General features: G+C 59.3%; 11 protein-coding genes and 1 pseudogene. 8 read left to right on the forward strand and 4 right to left on the reverse strand.

Going from position 1 to position 19,636, the window contains the following annotated elements; all coding sequences use genetic code 11:
- Positions 1 to 21: 21 nt before the first annotated feature.
- From PSDT_RS07845 to PSDT_RS07100, 3 genes are all read right to left on the reverse strand, one after another.
- Positions 22 to 360: a prealbumin-like fold domain-containing protein gene (locus PSDT_RS07845; protein ID WP_006290080.1), complete on the reverse strand. Its 339-nt coding sequence runs from the start codon at positions 358 to 360 to the stop codon at positions 22 to 24.
- Positions 357 to 2,345 carry a Spy0128 family protein gene (locus PSDT_RS07095; protein WP_143828274.1) on the reverse strand — a complete coding sequence of 663 codons (1,989 nt, stop codon included), beginning with the start codon at positions 2,343 to 2,345 and terminating at the stop codon, positions 357 to 359. The genes PSDT_RS07845 and PSDT_RS07095 overlap by 4 nt, the downstream gene beginning before the upstream one ends.
- A gap of 318 nt (positions 2,346 to 2,663) precedes the next feature.
- Positions 2,664 to 4,697 (reverse strand): heavy metal translocating P-type ATPase, encoded by a 2,034-nt coding sequence (locus tag PSDT_RS07100; protein WP_006288598.1) that lies wholly within the window; start codon positions 4,695 to 4,697, stop codon positions 2,664 to 2,666.
- A 599-nt stretch (positions 4,698 to 5,296) separates the two neighbouring features.
- Between PSDT_RS07100 and nrdD the strand changes: the two genes are divergently transcribed.
- Together nrdD and nrdG are read left to right on the forward strand one after the other, a co-directional pair.
- Complete coding sequence (gene nrdD, locus PSDT_RS07105; RefSeq protein ID WP_006288597.1) at positions 5,297 to 7,690, forward strand: anaerobic ribonucleoside-triphosphate reductase; 2,394 nt, start codon at positions 5,297 to 5,299, stop codon at positions 7,688 to 7,690.
- A gap of 384 nt (positions 7,691 to 8,074) precedes the next feature.
- The gene (gene nrdG / locus PSDT_RS07110) at positions 8,075 to 8,791 is read left to right on the forward strand and encodes an anaerobic ribonucleoside-triphosphate reductase activating protein (protein WP_006288596.1); all 717 of its coding nucleotides are present in this window, start codon (positions 8,075 to 8,077) and stop codon (positions 8,789 to 8,791) included.
- 145 nt (positions 8,792 to 8,936) lie between these two features.
- Here nrdG and PSDT_RS07115 read toward each other — a convergent pair whose 3' ends face one another.
- Positions 8,937 to 11,432 (reverse strand): hypothetical protein, encoded by a 2,496-nt coding sequence (locus tag PSDT_RS07115; protein ID WP_006290072.1) that lies wholly within the window; start codon positions 11,430 to 11,432, stop codon positions 8,937 to 8,939.
- A gap of 408 nt (positions 11,433 to 11,840) precedes the next feature.
- Between PSDT_RS07115 and PSDT_RS07120 the strand changes: the two genes are divergently transcribed.
- From PSDT_RS07120 to PSDT_RS07145, 6 genes and pseudogenes are all read left to right on the forward strand, one after another.
- Positions 11,841 to 14,108, forward strand: coding sequence for a maltotransferase domain-containing protein (locus PSDT_RS07120; protein ID WP_006288594.1), 2,268 nt, complete (start codon positions 11,841 to 11,843; stop codon positions 14,106 to 14,108).
- Between the two features lie 116 nt (positions 14,109 to 14,224).
- Positions 14,225 to 14,728, forward strand: coding sequence for an inorganic diphosphatase (locus tag PSDT_RS07125; RefSeq protein ID WP_006288593.1), 504 nt, complete (start codon positions 14,225 to 14,227; stop codon positions 14,726 to 14,728).
- Positions 14,729 to 15,126: 398 nt separating this feature from the next.
- Positions 15,127 to 15,747, forward strand: a complete 621-nt coding sequence (locus PSDT_RS07130) for a carbonic anhydrase (RefSeq protein ID WP_006288592.1) — start codon at positions 15,127 to 15,129, stop codon at positions 15,745 to 15,747.
- A 182-nt stretch (positions 15,748 to 15,929) separates the two neighbouring features.
- A pseudogene (locus PSDT_RS07135) lies at positions 15,930 to 17,249 on the forward strand (hemolysin family protein); the annotation flags it as partial.
- Positions 17,250 to 17,653: 404 nt separating this feature from the next.
- Positions 17,654 to 18,178, forward strand: a complete 525-nt coding sequence (dps, locus tag PSDT_RS07140) for a DNA starvation/stationary phase protection protein Dps (protein WP_263053129.1) — start codon at positions 17,654 to 17,656, stop codon at positions 18,176 to 18,178.
- Between the two features lie 351 nt (positions 18,179 to 18,529).
- Positions 18,530 to 19,477 (forward strand): SPFH domain-containing protein, encoded by a 948-nt coding sequence (locus PSDT_RS07145; RefSeq protein WP_006288588.1) that lies wholly within the window; start codon positions 18,530 to 18,532, stop codon positions 19,475 to 19,477.
- Positions 19,478 to 19,636 lie beyond the last annotated feature (159 nt).

The following is a 19,636-nucleotide window of genomic DNA, read 5'->3' on the forward strand; positions in this document are numbered from 1 at the left end:
AATTTTTGGAAAATCCTGATTTTATCGGTTCCTCTTTCGCCTGCCCAGCAAGGAGCCAAGCCCTAGGACGAGGAGGAAAGCGCCTGCGAAGACGAGGTAAAGGATGCCAGGTCCGGAAGTGCTTGGCAAGGTCTTGATCTTCGAATCCGTGATGGTCACTGAGTAGATGTCGTCGACTGTATTGACATCCGCTGTCGAGCCGTCTTCATGGGAAATCGTCATCTTTCCCTGAGCCGAGATGCTGAGCTTGTAAGCGTGGGGATCCAGGTTGTAGCCGGAGGGCGCCTTGGTCTCTTTGAGCCAGTAAACGGCTTCAGGGTTCAGCCCATGGTAGAGGATGGTCCCTGAAGAATCTGTCACGGCGTAACCTTGGTTGATCGTTGTCGTGAGGCCGGGGTCGGAGTAGACGGTGGCCGCTTGATCGTCAGAGCCGAATCTGCCGTCCCATTGTCCTGATAAAGGGTGAATCCTGCCTGGGCCAGCGCCTGGCCTTTGTCGGAGCGTTTCATCACTTCCAAGGACGTCTTGTAGATATTTGTGAAAGTCTCACCATCCGCGTCATAGACCGGGGTCACCGCGAGCTTACCATTGCCGGCGTCGGCCACAGTGATAGTGATGATCTCTTTATGCGAATCGAAGACATAACCGTCTACCCGCTCCTGCATCTCGGTTATGGCATATTGGTAGCTTTTGCCGATATCGTCCTGAGTGAACTCCAGAGGTTTGAAAACCACGCTCCCATCGCCGCGGTTCTTTTCCGAGTCCACGGCTTTCCCAGCTGGATCGGTGAGGATGAAAGTGAATTGGTCCGCATGCAGATCATGCCCTTTCACCTTCTTCAGGGCCTTCAGCTCGACGCTTCCTTTCGCTTCGTAAGGCACATCGACATGAACCGTTTCCGTTCGTTTCTCGTTCGGCACCCCGTTCGCGTCCACGATGGTCACGGAGGCAGTATTGGGAATGCGCCAGTACGGTTTGCCGTCAATGGTGTCCCGGTCGTGCCGCGTCAGATCGGCGGTCGCGGAGACCGGGACTACGATGTGAAAGATATGAGCCGATTCCGCGAATCCGTGTCCGGTGTTCTTCGCGGAGGCGGTTATGGTGCGCGTCGCCGCGTCCAACCGTATCGTCCAATTGCCGCTGACGTCCCGGGTGATTTCATTCCCGTTCTGGTCCTTCCCCGTGACCTGGGACACGGTGACAATCGCTTTCGACGCGTCGAAGCCTGGACTGAGGGTATCGGTCATGGTGATGGACCGCGCCTGGTTGGAAGAGGACACGTAGGGGAAGGTCTCCCTCACATCGAAAGCGGCCTTGTCTGTACGCTTGAGTATCTGCGTCGCTCCTGGATGGGGCACATCGTCACGAGGGGTCAAAGCCTTGTGGGGCGAATCCCATGCAGGGTACTGGATGACTTTCGTGTCGTAGCCGATGCCGGTCACGCAGTTCTCCCCGCGCCATTCCGTCGTGAAGGACGGCCCCGCCTCCGTGACGACGCTGGAGACATTGTGCGGGACAGGGGAATCATCGACTCGGGTGGACCTGAACCAGGTGCTGCCGTCCTCGGTCTCCGTGCTTATGCTGGTGGACCTGTCAAGGGTGGCATGGCGATACCCGCTGATTAGCCCTACGCCTTCCGGGTAAGGCGATCTGAAGTCGTCATGACCGTACCCGTATGTATGAACTGGCTGATCGATGTCCCAGTAGACTATATCGACCGTGTTGCCGTCGTCGATTCTGGTATCCGTTCCTGATTTGACGAATGTGGTCGAGTAGGTGGAATCAACGCCAATTGGAGAGTCGCCAATCGAACGGGCGGAGAGGAAAGGACCATCGTTCTGGGATATCTCAAAAGGACGGACTCCGTAGGCAGGAGGGTACGCATCCCGTTTCTGCCATGCTTTCACGCTGGTGAAGTCGATGATGGAATCGATATGCTCTCCCTGGGAGGTATACCCCACATCGTTGAACCTGATTTTGAAACCGGGGAAGGTCTGCGCCCTCTCGCCCGAATCCGGCAGCCGCTTGTCTATCTGACGGTAAACATGATAGCCGCTTGCATCAATTCCGCCGGTATTGTCCCCATACCATCCGATTCGCCAGCCTTCCGGCAGCGAGGCAGATCCATAGGTTCCTATGCTGGATAAATTCCGCCATGCGGACCCGTCCCAGTATTGTCCGTTGGTTATCCAATCGTACTTGCCTGAACTGCTGCTTGAATCCCCTATGTAGACGGAACCTTTGACGCTTTTGAGCAAATCGGCGGATTGCGCAGGCGTAATCGAATCAGCGTATGAGGGATGCGCTCCCACCAACAGGATGCTCAGGCATGCGAAAAGAGACAAAAATGCCTTCCACAACGCAGGAAAGGCTTCGCGGCCTCCTTCATCCTTGGAGAGAGAATTTTTTTCTTATACGCACAATCAAAATCTTTCTTCATTCCGACAACGACCCTTCATGCGGGAGCGCACTCACAAAGAGAACGACCAGCACCTTCTCAAACTGATATTCATACCAGCACACAATCTGGACGTTTCTCCTCTGTCGACGGAAAATCGCCATCATCATAAGCGGAGGTTCTCTCCTTTCGGCACCCCTCGGCCTTTGCTTCCAACGATGCCGATCGTCGAGAATCACGTCAGCCGCATGACCCCGCCGCCGCTTCACGCCTTCCTGTCGAAGGCGGCCCGCAAGGCCCAAAGGATGCTGGTGGCGTCGATCAGCTCCTGCAAAAGAGCGCCGACGATGGTGGGAATCAGGCCGAAAGCGGCCAGCATCATGCCAATCAAAGCCGCGATGATGCCCCCCAAGACGGCCTGCAGCATGATGCGCACGGTCCGGCGGGAGATGGCGATGGCTGTGTTCAGCCCTTCCAGGTCGTTGCTCATGATGACCACTTTCGCGGTTTGGGCCGCTGCCGTGGACGAACCGTCGGTCATGGCCACGCTCACGTCGGCGGCGGCCAGGACAGGGGCGTCGTTCACCCCGTCGCCCACCATCATGGTGGTCACCTGTTTATCGGTGGAGGAATCGGCCTCCCTGGCGAAGCGGACGGCGTTGTACTTGTCTTGAGGCAAGAGGGCGGCCCGGACATCGGAAATGCCTACCTCCTGGGCCACCACGGCAGTGGATTGAGGCCGGTCCCCGGTGAGCATGGTCACATGCCTGACCCCATCGGCAAGGAGCTCCCCAATCACCTTCCTGGCGTTGGACCGGGGCACGTCGCGCAAAGTCAGCCGTGCCGCCAGGGCCCCGTCGACGGAGATATAAGTGGCCATCTCATCGGCCTTGAGGGCGGGGAAAAAACCAGGGCTGTGAGTGAGGGCCGGGTCCACGAAGGCCAGACGCCCGACCTTCACCTGGTGGCCGTCCACCATGGCGCTCAAACCCTTCCCTGAGGACTCACTCACGTCCTGAGCCACGAAACGACGCAGGGAGGACTGGCCCTCTTTGGCCGCTTCCGCCCGGCCGGCGGCGATGATGCCCTTGGCCAGGATATGCAAGGAGTACGCCTCCACAGCCCCGGCCGCCTGGATGATCCAGGAGGAGTCCAGCCTCTCCCCCGTCCGCGAGGAGGGGGCTGGTCGGGAGGATGGGCCTGGCTGATTGGGCGACTCGGCCAATGCGAGCCGGGCCTCCTGGGCTTTCTCCCATTCGGGCAACAGGTGGATGGCCGTCACCTGGGGCTGTGTGGTGGTCAGGGTGCCGGTCTTGTCGAAGAAAACATGGGTGACGTGGGTCAGGCTTTCGATGATGGCCTGGTTCTTGATGATGACGTGCGCCTTGGCCAGCTGGTTGGTCCCACCGATGAAGGCGACCGGGGCCGCGATGAGCAGGGGGCAAGGCGTGGCCAGAACCATGACCTGGGTGAAACGGGTGGCGTCTTTGGTGACGATCCAGGAGATGATGCCGATCAGCAGGGAGGCGATGGTGAAAGGCACGGAGATGCGGTCGGCCAGGCGGACGACGGGGGCCTTGGACGCCTGGGCCGAAGCCACTAGGTCGATGATCTTCTGGTATTGGGAATCCTGCGGAGCGGCCGTCACCCGCATGGCCAGGGAGGATTCGCCGTTGATGGACCCTGACAGGAGCTTGTCCCCCGCCAGGGCCTGCTGGGGCAAAGGTTCGCCGTTGATCATGGACACGTTGAGCTCGGCGGCGTCGGTCAGGAGCTGGCCATCGGCTGGGACCGTCTCCCCCGGACGGACCAGAAGGGTGTCGCCTATGCGGACGTTCTTCACCCCTACCGTCTTCCACTGTTTGGTCAAGGCGTCGGAAGGGCTGTCATAAGGTTCGAAGATGACGTTGGCGGTCATGGGGGCCGCGGCCGCCAAGGCGGAGACGCTCTTTCTGGCCCTGTGCTCGGCGAAGGTCTCGATCACGTCCCCCGTGCAGACCATGACGCACAAGATCCAGGCAGCGGGGAATTGCGCGGTCGCCAAAGTGGAAATCAAGGCGATGATGGCCAGCATGTCGGTGCCCACGTTCCCTGATTTGAGGCTGGTCATGATGTTGCCCAGGATGATGAAGGCTATGTATATGGACAAGGCGGCGATGACGACGATGGAAGCGGTCACGAAACCGCCTTGCCCGGACGCCTTGCCAATGCCCCATAGGATAAGGCTCACCAGCCCCGCCCCCAGGGTGATGACCATATTCCTATACGATTCCAAAAGGTGCTTTATCCGCGCCATCATGCCTCCTGTCCCTCGCCTGAGCGAAGGTCGTCAACGTGTTCGTTCGTCCCGGCCACCTCGGCCGGCCGTTTGGGTCCCTCTATCTTATATGCCTTCATCTACCCCCGAAGACGGCGACACACGCAGGAGGTGGAAGAAAGCGAGACACGCCTCATAAGACAAGCCTTACAGTATGAATGTGAGACGAATCACATCGGATCTTCCCCTTGGAAACCCTTGATTTTACTGGCCTCGCGGGGCCTTCATCAAATCTCCAAATTTGATTTCCGCCCCTCCGACCTTCCTCCTTCGCCTGAGGGGAGAAAAAGAGACCCAAGATATGACCGAAGGAGGAATCCGTCCCCAACGGAAAATCAAGGATGAAAAATCACCTCAAGCCTTGGAAATCCTCAAATTACACTCGTGAAAGATAAAAGCAAACAATACTATATCTAGTATTCGTCCCCAAAAAATACATCTACATTTCGTGTCTTGAGCCTGATGGAAGATAGATATCACCTAAATTACACAGGTGTAAAACCCAAGGTTTCACGCCTGTGGCGGCCCTTCCCGAATGAACGGGGAGGACGGAAACCGGCGCACGAAGTAAGGAGCAAGCCATGGAACAGCTGGTAGCAGACGCAGCCGTCAGGACTCATGACGTAGACGAAACCATCAAGGTGGAGAAGCGCGACGGTCGCATTGTTCCTTTTGACCGCGTGAACATCATCCACGCCATCGAGGGCTCTTTCAAAGGTTCCCATGTGGAGGTCGGGCCCGAAGAAGAGCGCCTGATCGAGCAGATGGCCCAGCGCGTCGAATCCGCTGTGACCGGCCGTTATAACGGCCCCGTCCGCATCGACGACATCCAAAGCCTGGTTGAGCATGAGCTGGTCAACGAACACCTGTACGACATCGCCAAGGCCTACACCTCCTATCGCCTGGATAAGGACATCAAGCGGGCCAAGGCCTCCGACGTGAACGAAGCCATCAAGAAGCTCATCAACAAGGATGAGAGCCTGGTGCGGGAGAACGCCAACAAGGACAGCAACGTCTACGCCACCCAGCGCGACCTGCTGGCCGGAACCGTCAGCAAGGCCTCCGCCATGAAGATGCTCCCCGCCGACGTAGCCAACGCCCACATGAAGGGCGATATCCACTTCCACGACGCCGACTACTCCCCCTTCACTCCTATGACCAACTGCTCCCTGCCCGATTTCGGCGACATGCTGCGCAACGGTTTCGAGCTGGGCAACGCCATGATGGACTCACCCAAGTCCATCGGCACCGCGGCCACTCAGATCACCCAGATCATCAAGGACATCGCCGGCAGCCAGTACGGCGGACAGACCGTCAACCGGGCCGATGAGATGCTGGCCGAGTACGCCCAGCTGGATTACCAGAAGCACCTGGACATGGCCGAAGCCGTCTTCCCCGATGACGAAGACTTGGACATCGCCCATACCGTCCTCGCCGGATTCAAGGCCCGCGAACCCAAGTGGCTCCACTTCGAGAACCGCGCCCCCCTGCCCATGGACGAGCCTTTCCATGACGATGTGGACAAGCTGCAGCAGATCCGCGAGATCTATGCCAAGATCATGACCCGCAAAAGCATCTACGACGCTATGCAGACCATGGAGTACCAGATCAATTCCAACCGCGTGAGCAACGGGCAGACCCCCTTCGTGACCGTCGGCTTTGGTCTGGGCACTGATTGGTTCGCCCGCGAGATCCAGCGCGCCATCTTCCTCATCCGTATCCGCGGACTGGGCAAGGACCGTCACACCGCCATCTTCCCCAAGCTGGTCTACACCATCAAGCATGGCCTCAACGACAAGCCCGGGACCCCCAACTACGACATGAAGGAAATGGCTCTGGAGTGCTCCACCAAGCGCATGTACCCGGACATCGTCTTCTATGAGAACATCGTGAAGATCACCGGCTCCTTCAAGGCCCCCATGGGCTGCCGCTCCTTCCTTCAGGGATGGATCGACCCCACCACCGGCGAAGACGTGGAAGATTCCCGTCTCAACTTGGGCGTGGTCACCGTGAACGTTCCTCGCATCGCCCTGGAATCCCATGGCGACAAGGACCGGTTCTGGAAGCTCTTCGACCAGCGTATGGAGGTCGCCCACGAAGCCCTGCAGTTCCGCATCAAGCGCTGCAAGGAAGCCACTCCCATCAACGCCCCTACCCTCTTCGAGCATGGCGCCTTCGGCCGCCTCAAGCCCACCGACAACGTGGACGTGCTCTTCCGCAACAGCCGCGCCACCATTTCCCTGGGTTACATCGGCCTCTACGAGACCACCGCCATGTTCTATGGCAAGGACTGGATGACCGACCATTCCTGGGATGAAGAAGGCAAAGAGTTCGCCCTCGAAGTGGTCCGCCGTATGCACAACCTCTGCGCGGATTGGGAAAAGGCCGAGGGTTACCACTACTCCGTCTACTCCACCCCCGCCGAGAGCCTGACCGACCGCTTCGCCCGCATGGACAAGGAGAAGTTCGGCTCCGTGGAAGGCGTGACCGATCATGACTTCTACACCAACTCCTTCCACTATCCCGTGTGGCTGCGCCCCACCCCCATGGAGAAGCTGTCTTACGAGCGTGACTTCCCCTACCTGGCCAACGGTGGGTTCATCAACTACTGCGAGTTCCCCTCCCTGCAGCAGAACCCCAAGGCCCTGGAAACGGTCTGGGACTACGCGCACAGCATCGGCATCGGCTACCTGGGGACCAACACCCCCATTGACCACTGCTTCGAATGCGGGTTCGAGGGCGACTTCGAACCTACCGAGAACGGTTTCAAGTGCCCCGAGTGCGGCAACGCCGACCCCGAGAAGTGCAACGTGACCAAGCGCACCTGCGGTTACCTGGGCAACCCGGTCCAGCGTCCCATGGTTCACGGCCGCCACGAAGAGATCGCCCACCGCGTGAAGCACATGGCCGGCGAAACCGGACACGTGACCTTGAGCGACGGCACCGCCAAGGAATGGTGGGACGACGCCAAGTAAGCAAGTAAAGTCGTAAGGTCGTAAAGACCAAGGCAAACTTAGGCGCCCACATCCAATCGATGCCTGCGCCCGACAGGTGAAGGGTTATCAGAGATATAGGAAAAGATAAAAAGGGAATAAGTGGAGGCGGCCCGCGATGGTTGCCTCCACTCTTTCTTTTCTTTATCTATTCTTTATACCTATCTTTTGCACCCTTTCTTTGCATCAATACATCCTCATACCTTTCGCAATCCCTTTCAAGGCAATGACGATGGAAGCCGGATGAAAGATCCCAACGGTTAGGAAACGCACATGAACGATTTCAGAAAAACATCCCCTTCCCCGGATGACCAGACGGGAAGCCCGAAGGCGACCCATCCCCTTCCTCTGAGCGAGCCCACCCCCATGCCCGCGTCCCGACGCAGCGCCCACCGGGACTTCGCCGCGGGAGAGGAAGGGCGGGGACCGAGCGTCCCCAGTCCGTTGACGAATAATCCCAAAGCCGGGCAATGGGACGGGCGCAAGATGACCCGCAACATGATCGCCGATTACAAACGCTTCGTCGTCACCGATGGGGAGGGAATCCGCTGCTCCCTTTACGTCAGTGGCTGCCCTTTCCATTGCGATGAATGTTACAACTCGTCCATTTGGGATTTCTTGGCCGGTCATGAATACACGCAGGAATTGGAAGACCAGATCATCAAAGACCTGGGCCTGAATTATGTTCAAGGCTTGACCCTCCTGGGAGGGGAGCCCCTCCTGAACACCCCCATGCTCCTGTCCCTGACCAACCGAATCCGCAAGGAATACGGGAAGAGCAAGGACATCTGGTGCTGGACCGGTTACACCTGGGAAGAACTTATGCGTCCCGGCGAGACCGAAGACAAGATGGCCCTCCTGAAGAACATCGACATCCTGGTGGATGGTCGTTACATCAAGACTTTGCACAACAGTCTCCTCCAATTCCGAGGTTCCAGCAACCAGCGCATCATTGACGTGCCCCGATCCCTGGAAAGCGGGGAGATCGTCACCTGGGCGAAGCTGCATGATCAGGAGCGCTTCATCCCCGAGATGTATGGCAAGGACAGGGATGCGGCCGACAACACAGAGAACCGGGAGTAGGCCACATCCCGTCCTTTCCTGCTCATCCTCTTCTTATTCCTTATCCTTTCTTACCCTTTCATGACCTTGTTTCCTTTCTTTGACATCTCTTTTTTCCCCCCCTGCTCTTCGTTACCTTTCCCTTTCCCCCTTGCTTCCCCCCCCTTTACCCTTGATCGACCTCTGACTCGGCCTCTTCCATGCGCCGCATCATACGATGCCCGGCCATGAGAAGGAGCGTGGCCAGGAGGGCCAGGCTGAGACCAATGAAGCCGACGTAAGCGACTGCGCTTCCGGTTTTGGCCAGAGCAGGCTGCGAAGGAGTCCGAGGTCCCTGAGGCTGATGCGGGCTTTGAGGCTGGCCAGGAGTCACCGGCTGCGTGGGGACCGGAGGCTTTCCCACCGTCACCTGTTCATGTTTGGCGCCCAACTCGTGGGAAGCCAGGATCCGCCCTTGAGCCGACCAAACGGTCGCCTTCCAATAGGAGACACCGGCTTGGGCGGACCTGGCCTGAGGGCTGGTCACCGTGCAGACCATGATGTCGTCATTCTTCCGCCCGGCTGAGCCTTCGCGAGCGCAGGAAGCCATATCGATGGGAACGCGAGCCTCGTCCAGAAGCTTACGGGCGGAGACGTCGGGCTTGCCAGAGGGAACGGCCTCATACACGGTGAAAGTGACATAGGCCCCTTGCTCCACATGGCCGGTCACCGTAGCCTTGTCGAAATACGGCTGACCTGTTTCCACCTTCTCCGTGGAAACCTGCGTGGTCACAGTGACCCGTTCCGGCTGGGGCTTGTCCCGGTCATACACCCGGGTCATCTCCCATTCATCCCCGTAAGAGGAATGGGCCGGGGACACGCGGTCATCGCCGGCGAAAGTGTAAACGAACACGTAATAGCCATGCTTCTTGGCCTTGATGTTGACGGGTTTCCCGAAAGCGTCGGGGCTTCCTCCGCCCACCTTCAAGGAACCGTTCCGGGCGGGGTAAGTCCACTGACCGACCAGCTCATGGTTCTTATCGGCCTGAGGGGCGAGATCTCCGGAAGGCTTGAAGGCAACGTCGTCCTCCCCATCCCGATTGCTCCCGGCCCAATAGACCTTCACCTGGGCGTACTTGTCGTCTGCTCCGAAACCATACCTGGCATCACCGGTGAATGACCCGTGGTCGGCGGGGAAGCCGGCTATGGTGATGCGGTCGGTCAATTGCGCGCCGACGATGGCTGTATGTTCGGAGACGGTGGAATCCACGCTCAGGCGGGCCCGCTGGCTGACCGTCTCCTGAGCGTCTAGGAAATCGGAAAGCACATCCTTCTCTAGGAAGGACTGGGCTTGCTGGTTTTGCTGGGCCCGGTCGACCATCCAGACCCATGTTCCGAAGCAGGCTCCGGCTGGGGTCACCAACGTCCGGGCGGCCTTCGCGTCGGCGGAGGTCAGGGCGGTGACGGTCTTGGTCTGCCCGGATCCGGTGAAGACGGCCGTCGCGTAACCGCTGGGACGCAGCCCTTTATCGGACAGTTCTTTCAGGTATTCGCCCGCCGTCATCCTTTCCTGGAGGTTGACCTTTTGATGGATTTGCTCGGCGGTCAGATTGGTGAAGTAATACCCTTGGGCGGTGAGGGAGACCCCTTGCGGCCAGGTCTGCCCCTGCCCGGTGGTCATGGTCACTTGGTCGGATACAGTCCGGCCCTGTTCGATCCGGTTAGGGCGGGCAAGGGTGTGGATGGTCGGCAGGAAACTCTTGCGCACCTGGAAGCTGACCGACCGCAGAATCCGTTCCTTACCGGGAACCACCCGCAGATAATCCTGGGCGGAAACGAGCTTCTCCATGGAAGCCGGGGCAAACGAGGTGGCCAGGGAGACAGGCCCCTGCCCGGTGGCGGCCCAGGGGATATCGATGGGATTAGCCGCCGTAGTGACTTTCAGCTCTTTCGTCCCCGAAGCGTTGAAGGTCCCCGGCCCTTCCAAGTGAACGGTCACAGGGAGACCCGGCACTGGCTTCCCTGTGGAATCGAGGACCCGCAGGTGGAATTCTCCTGCCCGGAAGGAATCGGTATAGGAGTTCGTGACCGCAAGATTGGACAGGTCGGCCGCCCGGGCCTCCGCCCATAAGGATGCGATCCTGCCCTCCAACTGGGGGTACTTCTTCAGGAAAGCGGCCCGGATCTTCCGGTAAGCCTTCATATCCCGCGCTTCGAAATTGTCTTTGACCAGGATGCCGATCGCTGTCTGAGTCATCTTATCGGTGCTGGCCTGGTATTTCTGCGCCAGATAGGCGACCCTGCGGAGTTGAGGGCTGTCCGGCATGGTTTTCGTATCGCTGTAGACGTAGGTGTTATCCACTCCTTCCTCGATGCAGTAGGCGTTGCGGCCCTGCTTGTCCCGGGCGATGACGCCCAGGTAGCGCAACTTCCCATCGACCGTGACGGTCAGATACCGGCCACCGGGGTGGGCCAAAGTGCCCCCGGAGGCGGCGGATGCGAAATGGGTGGGGATGGTCATGAGCGAAAGGACCAAGGCCACCAGGCATAAGTAGGCGGGGGCCGCCCAGCGAAAAACCCGCCGCCTGTCTTTGGGACGGATGGATGCGGGCGGCAAGGATGAGGGAGCGTTTTCGCGGCTCCAAGGACGATGGGGTCCTGGCGAATCTTGCATTGTGTTCATATTTCTCCTTCACTATCATCGGCGGCCCGCGAAGCCCAAACCTGCGGACGCCAGGATACATAAGGTTGATGGCGGTCGACGGCCGCCCAGCGACGGAAGCCGAAACATCCACGCCTGCATCCACTATGAAGGGCATCCGGCGGAAACTCCAGCGATGAAAGGCAATGTGGTCGAATGTGAATAACACGCCCCATCCCGGGCTTGACAAATCCTCCGTCCACCGGACGGACCCGCCGCATTGTGGACAACATGGCCCATCTTTTTTGCTAGCGCCTTCTTCTTATAATGGAAGGGCTAGTATTCAAAACAGGTGATAACTGCAGCATAGACAATGCATAAAGGAGAGATCGTATGGCACGCAAGTCTACAAACCACGTGACCGGTCAAGCAGAACCAGCCGAAACGAAGATGACGAATACTGAATCCGCCACCGAGAAGAAGCCCCGTGGCCGGGTCAAGAAAGCGACGAGCGTCAGCACGGCCAGCAGCACCAGCAGCACCAGCAGCCGTCCCCGCAAGACGACCCGCGTTACCCGCACGACCACCGCCGCAAGCTCCTCCCGCGCCCGGACCCATGCCAAGAGCGGGAAAGAAGCCCAGTCCGATTCCTTTGCCCGCACCAGTCCGCAAGAATTCGGGCGGGTCAACGTCATGAACGTGAAACCGGCCCCCCAGAACGGGTTCATCCCTCGGGCCGAACTGGGCGAACAAGTGGCCGTTCAGGCCAATGTCTTCATTGAAGGCCGCCGCCACGTCGGAGCGTCCGCCGCCGTCTACACCAAGTCCGGAGCCCTTTTCCAGCGGGTCCTCCTGACCTGCACCATCGCAGGCCTGGACCAGTGGAATGGCCAAGTCCGCCTTGGGGAAAGCGAAACCGTCCTCCCCTGGGAACCCGGCTTCGCCGCCATGGCCAAGAAACTCGGCACGTGGAAGCTGGTAGTCGAAGGTTGGGAAGACAGCTACGCCGGCTGGATCCACGACGCCCGCATCAAGGTGGAGACCCAGGATGACCAGGAAAACACCTTGGAAGAGGGCCTGCATCTGTTCGAACGCTGGCTGGGAAGCAAAGACGCCCATCTTCTGGTCAAGGACAAGAAAGTCCTTCAAAAGGCCATTGACGCCTTGGGCGACAAAAGCCTGACCTTCGAAGACCGCCTGGCCGCCGCCGACAGCCTCGACGTGCATAAACTGCATGAGACCAAACCTCTGCGCGACGGGATCAGCCCTTCCAATCCGGTGAAGATCGAGGTCCAACGCCCCCACTCCTCCTTCAGCGCCTGGTATCAATTCTTCCCTAGGTCCGAAGGCGCCTATGTGGACGAGAAAACCGGCAAAATCGTGCAAGGGACTTTGAAGACTGCCCTGTCCGGTCTGGACCGGGCCAAGACCGAAGGCTTCGACATCGTCTACCTGCCCCCGATCTTCCCCATCGGCGTCACCAACCGCAAAGGCAAGAACAACGCCTTGACCGCTGGTCCCGACGACCCCGGTTCCCCCTTCGGAATCGGCAGCGACTTGGGCGGGCACGACACGGTTGACCCCCTCCTGGGCACCATGAAGGACTTCGAGGCTTTCGTCGCTTACGCCCACAAGCTTGGCCTGGAGGTCGCCCTGGACTTCGCCCTGCAATGCTCCCCCGATCATCCTTGGGTCGAGCAGCATCCCAACTGGTTCCACATCAAGCCCGATGGGACCATCGCCTTCGCAGAGAATCCGCCGAAGAAGTACCAGGACATCTACCCGATCGATTTCGAGGCCGACATGCCCGGCATCGAGAAGGAAGTGGAACGGGTCCTGGACCTGTGGATCAGCAAAGGCGTGACCATCTTCCGGGTGGACAATCCCCATACCAAGCCCGTCCGCTTCTGGCAGGACGTGATCGCCAAAGTCACCAAGAAGCATCCCCAGACCCTCTTCCTGGCTGAGGCCTTCACCCGCCCGTCCATGATGCGGGCTTTGAGCTACGCCGGATTCACCCAGTCCCACTGCTACTTCCCTTGGCGCAACAGCGCGGAAGAACTCAACGAATACCTGGCTGAGACCAATTCCGACGAAGCCTTCTTCCAACACAACACCTACTGGCCCACCACACCTGACATCCTCACCGCCTATCTGCGCGACAACGGGATCGCCGGGCACGCGGTCCGGGCCGTCCTCGCCGCCATGGGCAGCCCCAGCTGGGGGATCTACAACGGTTACGAACTGATCGAGAACGTCCAGAGGGGAAGCTTCGAGGAGCCCAACGACAACGAGAAGTACGAAGTCAAAGTGCGCGATTGGGGCCGGATCAAGGAATACGGCATCGCCAAGCTCCTCACCCGCCTCAACGCCATCCGCCGCGCCCACCCGGCCACGCAGACCTACCATGACCTGCATATGCTCGAAACCCGGAATCCGGCCATGGTCGCCTTCTACCGCCACCTGCCTGCCGAGCTGAGCGAAAACGGCAAGTCCGACACGGTCATCGTGGTCGTCAATCTCGACGGGCACAACGCCCAGCAAGGCCAGGTGCACATCGAGCTGGGCGACCTGGGTCTGACCGGAAGCGAGCTGAGGCTGAAAGACGAACTCACCGGGCGCGATTTCACCTGGAGCTACGACAACTACGTCTCTTTGGCCCCCTGGGCCGACGTGGCGCACATCCTCACCGTCCGTCATCCCGGCGACAAGGACTGAAAAGCCCACCGAGTCGGAAGACCGGCAGGCTTCATGCCTTGCCCTATAATGAAGACATCCCCAAGATCAACAAGGCGGGGCCACCTTTCCCGCCGGCCACACTCAAAGGAGCATTCATGGCAGAAACATTCGACGTCTTGGTCGAGATCCCTCAGGGTTCCCACGATAAATTCGAAGTGGACCACGAAACCGGCCGCATCAAGCTGGACCGCATCCTCTTCACTTCCATGGGCTATCCCGATGATTACGGTTACATCGAAGACACCCTGGGCGAAGACGGAGACCCGCTGGACGCCCTGATCTACATGGGCGACCTGCGCCCCAACCTCTTCCCCGGCTGCGTGGTCGAATGCCGCGCCGTGGGCCTTTATCACATGGTCGATGAGGCCGGCGGCGATGACAAGGTCCTGTGCGTGCCCGCCGATGCCCGTTTCGACAAGTTCCAGGACATCGATGACATCCCCGATTACCACAGGGATGTCATCGATCACTTCTTCAACCAATACAAGGCTCTGGAGCCCGGCAAGGAAGTACAGCCCGGCTCTTACTGGACCAACGCCTCCAAGGCCAACGAGGACATCGTGGCCGCTCGCCAGCGTCTGGCCGAGTCCGAAAAGTAGGTTTCTTCTTCTCCCTCCCGCTGGGATTCCCGCCTGGGCCGGGATTCCCACTTGAGTCAGGACTCCGCTTGGGTTGGGATTCACCCCAACCATGAATTCCTGATGGGAGTGAGGTTTTGCGGTGGTCGACCGTATGGCGGCCACCACTTTTCTTTGCCTTCTCTTTTGTTTTTTACTGTTGTCTTCTCCATTCTTCGCTTGACCCTTACCCGTCCATCGTTTATCTTTCTGCCTTTCCTCGCTTTCGTTCGCCCTTCCCCGCTTTCCTTTTCCTCCCCTGCATCGCGCCGCCCGGGAGAAACCCACAAATCTTCGTTGGACAAGGCGAATCAGACAGATCAAAAATCCATCAAGCGCGATCATTCCTTAAAATCGTTACGGACGGGGATAATGAAGGCATGGATAACGATTTGAATGAAATGGCCGAGGAAAACCGCTCGAACGCCGTGTGGACCCGCATGCTTCAAGGCAATAAACGCTTCGCCCTGGGACAGGCCGAGCATCCCTGGCAGGATGAGGAGACCCGCTTATCCCTTGTGGATAGCCAGAATCCGGATGCTGCCGTCCTGTCCTGCTCGGATTCCCGCGTCCCGGTCGAGGTGATCTTCGACGAAGGTCTGGGAGACATTTTCACCGTCCGCACCGCCGGAGCGACCATCGACCAAGCCGTCTTGGAGTCGCTGGAATACGCGGTGGACAGCCTGCATGTGAGCATCATCGTGGTCATGTCCCATCAGGATTGCGGCCTGCTGAAAAAGGCGACCGAGCTGGCCCGGACCAGCCAAGACACCGATTTCATGACTTACAGCATCAATCAGGCCTTGGAAACGGTCAAGACCGCCATCGAATCCGAAGTGGACGAGCCGGCGGATATCGAACGCATCCATATCTCCCTGCTGATCGAGCGTCTGGTGGATCGATCGGAGATCATCCGCCGGGCCTTGGCCGATGACAAGTTGAAGATCGTCGGCGCCCGCTACGTGATGACGACCGGCTTGGTGGAGGTCCTCAGCTTCTGATGACGTCCGCTTTAGCTGAAGCGACCCTGTGGGCGGTCTTCTCTCCAAGTCAGGCGACGAATCGAGATCGGCCGCTGGTGGATCCGCAAGCGAGACTCCAGCGGGGTCGATTGAAGTAAAGACAAACGCGAACGGTCACGACCATAGACCGAAAATCGAGGAATTAAGGAATAGGAACTGACATGTCATCGCTTTGGATCGACATCATCGCCATCATCATTTTCATGCTCATCGGGTCGGTCTTTTCCGGTACCGAGATGGCTCTGATCTCCTTGCGCACCTCGCAGCTGGAACAGCTGGAACAGGAGGACGAACGCGGGGCGAGAGTGGCCCGGGTGGCCCGGAATCCCAATCGTTTCCTGTCCACTGTGCAACTGGGAGTCACTTTGGCCGGCTTCCTTTCCGCCTCCTTCGGCGCCAGCTCCATCGCCCCCTTCCTCACCCCCGTCCTGGTCTCCTGGGGGCTGCCCCGGGGCTTCGCCAGCGGTCTTTCCACAGTCCTGCTCACCCTCATCATCTCCTACTTCTCCATCGTGGTCTCCGAGCTAACCCCCAAGCGCATAGCCCTGCAACAACCGGTGAAGATCGCCCGAGCCGTCGTCCCGGTCGTCGACGCCATCGCCACCGTCTGCGCACCCCTGATCTGGCTGATCAGCAAAAACATCAACGGTCTGGTCCGTCTGCTCGGCTTCGACCCCAACGAAACCGAAAGCGAAGTGTCCGACGACGAGCTGCGCGTCCTCGTCTCCTCCAACGAGCAACTGGGCAAGGATGAGCGGGTGATCCTGGACGACGTCTTCGACGCTTCGGAGACCATCGTGGCGGAAGTCATGCGGCCGCGAGCGGACGTGACCTTCATCAGCGGGGATATGCCCCTGCCCGAGGCGGCCGGCTTCGTGCGCGACCTGCCTTACTCCCGCTACCCGGTCATCGGCAAGGATTTCGATGACGTGCTCGGCTTCGTGCATGTGCGCGACCTGCTGGACGTGCGTGACCTCCAGGCCCGGACCGTGCGGGACGTGACCCGGGAAGGGATCAGCCTGCCCGGAACGTCCAAGATCCTGCCGTCCATCAGCCTTCTGCGCAAGAAGGGGATCCACCTGGCCATCGTCATCGACGAATACGGCGGAACCGACGGAATCGTCACCTTGGAGGACATGACCGAGGAGCTGGTCGGCGACATCCGCGACGAGTATGACCTGCCCGAAGACGGTCCCGCCCACCAGGCGACCGCCTTCCACGATGGCATGATGACCGTGGACGGCGGCATGACTTTGGAGGATTTCGCCGACATCTCCGGCATCGAACTGGAAGATGGGCCCTACGAGACCGTGGCCGGCTACCTCCAGGCCCATACCGGCGAACTGGGCTACCCAGGCCAGGAACTGCGCATCTCGGGGACGGGGATCGTCTCCGGGGCCAATGCCGAAACCACGTCCGAGCTGAATCCCCGACCCGGCCGTGTGGGGGATCATGCGGACAATCGCACGGAGAATCATGCTGGAGGCCGCCCCGGCGACCGCTTGGGAGAGGACGACAAGAGCAAGAAGAACGACACTGGCGGCAAAGAGAAGAAGGGGAAAGGGACTCAGGCTGGCCAGAAGACCGATTCCGCCGCCGCGGACAACTTCGATGGCTTCACCATGACCGTCACCGCCATGGACGGTCGCCGCATCCAGACCGTGGAGGTCAGGCTGGTGCAACCCGACCAGCCCGCGGACGCCATCGACCCCATCAAAGGAAGCCATGGGAATGGCCGAGATGCCGAAGGTACCGAAGCGGCCGAAGATACCCAGGATACCCAGGATTCCAAGGACTCCCCCGCCCATTCGTGACCTAGGTGACATTTCTCCCTTAGCGAGAGCCTTTCCGGTACGGTTCCTGCGCCAATCTGGTTAAATGGATTGTGCGCGGTCGAAGAAACCAAGAACCGGCCGCAAAGGAGGTCACGATGGAACTCACTTATACCACTCCCGGTCTCAGCGAAGAAGCTTCCCAGAAGGCCATTGAGATTCTGCAAGGACGCCTCAGCCAGGAGCAGGAGGCGGCTTTGATTCTGAAGCACGCCCACTGGAACATGAAAGGGGCCAACTTCATCGCCATCCATGAGATGCTGGACCCGGAGGTCGACTCCGTGCTCGAGCAGGCCGATGAGACCGCCGAACGCATCGCCCAGTTGGGTGGATGGTCCGATGGTCGGGCAGACGGGATCATCGCCCACCGCACTTGGGACCAGTTCTCCTTGACCGGGTCCCGTGACGCTTTGGATTACGTCAAGGCTTTGGCCGACTACTACGCCTCCTTCGTGGAGAACGACCGTCAGGCGATCAAGCAGTTGGATGACTTGGATGTGGTCAGCTCCAACATCATCCAGGACCACGTGCAGTCCTTGGAGAAGTTCCTCTGGTTCCTGCGCGCTCACCTGAACTAAAGCGGAAGGGCGGTCTTGCCGGCTTCGGCGCGAGGCTAAGGCTGGGCAGGTCTTCAGCGCAGGCTTTTCGCTTTATGATTTCCCCATTATGATTTATGCGCATATGCAAGCATAAGGGCACCCTCGTGGACTCATTCGGAATCCACGGGGGTCCTTGTATAAGACCTTGTATTATCATGATGATTACCGCGAAGGCGGACTCCGTCCGAGATTTCCGAGAGAGATTTCCAAGGAGGACAATATCAGGCATGCCATCATACGACTGCCGCTGAATACCGGATATCCCTGTCGGTCCTGAGGACTGACAGGGAACCGGCCCAGCTGCGGATGGCATCACATTAAGGAGCAGATATGGGCGGTCCAATCGCACTTATCATCATTCTGGTCATCATCCTGTGGATTTTCCTTGCCAGCCTTTATGTGGTCCCTCAACAGCGGGCCTACATCATCGAACGATTCGGGAAATTCCACTCGGTCTCCGGCGCTGGCATCCACATGAAAATCCCCCTTGTGGACCGCATCGCCACCAAGACCAGCCTGCGGGTCAACCAGCTGATCGTCAAGGTGGAAACCAAGACCCTGGATAACGTCTTCGTCAACGTGGTCGTCTCCACCCAGTTCCGGGTCGAAGCCCCCAACGTTGCCAAGGCTTACTACGAGCTGCAGGACCCTGCCGGCCAGCTGCGCTCTTACATGGAAGACGCACTGCGAAGCGCCATCCCCATGCTGACTTTGGACGACGCCTTCGCCCGCAAGGACGACGTGGCCTCTGACGTCCAGAAGACCGTCGGCCAGGAGATGGCCCGTTTCGGCTTCACCGTGGTCCGCACCCTCATCACCTCCATCGACCCGTCCAACCAGGTCAAGGCGGCTATGGACTCCATCAACGCCGCCCAGCGCGAGAAGGAAGCCACCCGCGAACGCGCAGAGGCCAACCGCATCGCCATCGAGACCCAGGCCGCGGCCGAGGCCGAGCGCACCCGTCTGCAAGGTGAAGGTCAGGCCAACTACCGTCGCGAAATCGCCAACGGTATCGTCGACCAGATCAAGAGCCTGCAAGGGGTCGGAATGGACATCGACGACGTGAACAACGTGGTCCTCTTCAACCAGTATCTGGATGTGATGAGGTCCCTGTCCGAGTCCAACAACGCCAAGACCGTGGTCCTGCCCGCCTCCACCCCTGGCGGTTACGGCGACCTCTTCACCCAGATGACCAACGCCTTGGTCTCCGCCCAGGAAGCCAAGGGGACCGAAACCCTGAGCAACGCCAGCCGCAAGGGCATCCACAACGCCGAGTAGGCCCCAGCTCTGAGCTGAGCTGAGCCTGCGGACATATTGGCCCTGCGAGTGCATGATCGGCGCACTGCGCGCATGCTGGGCATGCTGAAATGCACGATAACCGCACGATAACCGCATCATGGGCCAGGCCGAATTGCAGAGCTGGTACTAAAGTGAAAA

Source organism: Parascardovia denticolens DSM 10105 = JCM 12538, assembly GCF_001042675.1.
GTDB classification, from domain to species: domain Bacteria; phylum Actinomycetota; class Actinomycetes; order Actinomycetales; family Bifidobacteriaceae; genus Scardovia; species Scardovia denticolens.

Bases quoted from the DNA above. Each gene is read 5' to 3' on its own strand.
- PSDT_RS07100 (WP_006288598.1), bottom strand. From the start codon at position 4,697: ATGATGGCGCGGATAAAGCACCTTTTGGAATCGTATAGGAATATGGTC.
- nrdD (WP_006288597.1), top strand. From the start codon at position 5,297: ATGGAACAGCTGGTAGCAGACGCAGCCGTCAGGACTCATGACGTAGAC.
- nrdG (WP_006288596.1), top strand. From the start codon at position 8,075: ATGCCCGCGTCCCGACGCAGCGCCCACCGGGACTTCGCCGCGGGAGAG.
- PSDT_RS07115 (WP_006290072.1), bottom strand. From the start codon at position 11,432: ATGAACACAATGCAAGATTCGCCAGGACCCCATCGTCCTTGGAGCCGC.
- PSDT_RS07120 (WP_006288594.1), top strand. From the start codon at position 11,841: ATGACGAATACTGAATCCGCCACCGAGAAGAAGCCCCGTGGCCGGGTC.
- PSDT_RS07125 (WP_006288593.1), top strand. From the start codon at position 14,225: ATGGCAGAAACATTCGACGTCTTGGTCGAGATCCCTCAGGGTTCCCAC.
- PSDT_RS07130 (WP_006288592.1), top strand. From the start codon at position 15,127: ATGGATAACGATTTGAATGAAATGGCCGAGGAAAACCGCTCGAACGCC.
- PSDT_RS07145 (WP_006288588.1), top strand. From the start codon at position 18,530: ATGGGCGGTCCAATCGCACTTATCATCATTCTGGTCATCATCCTGTGG.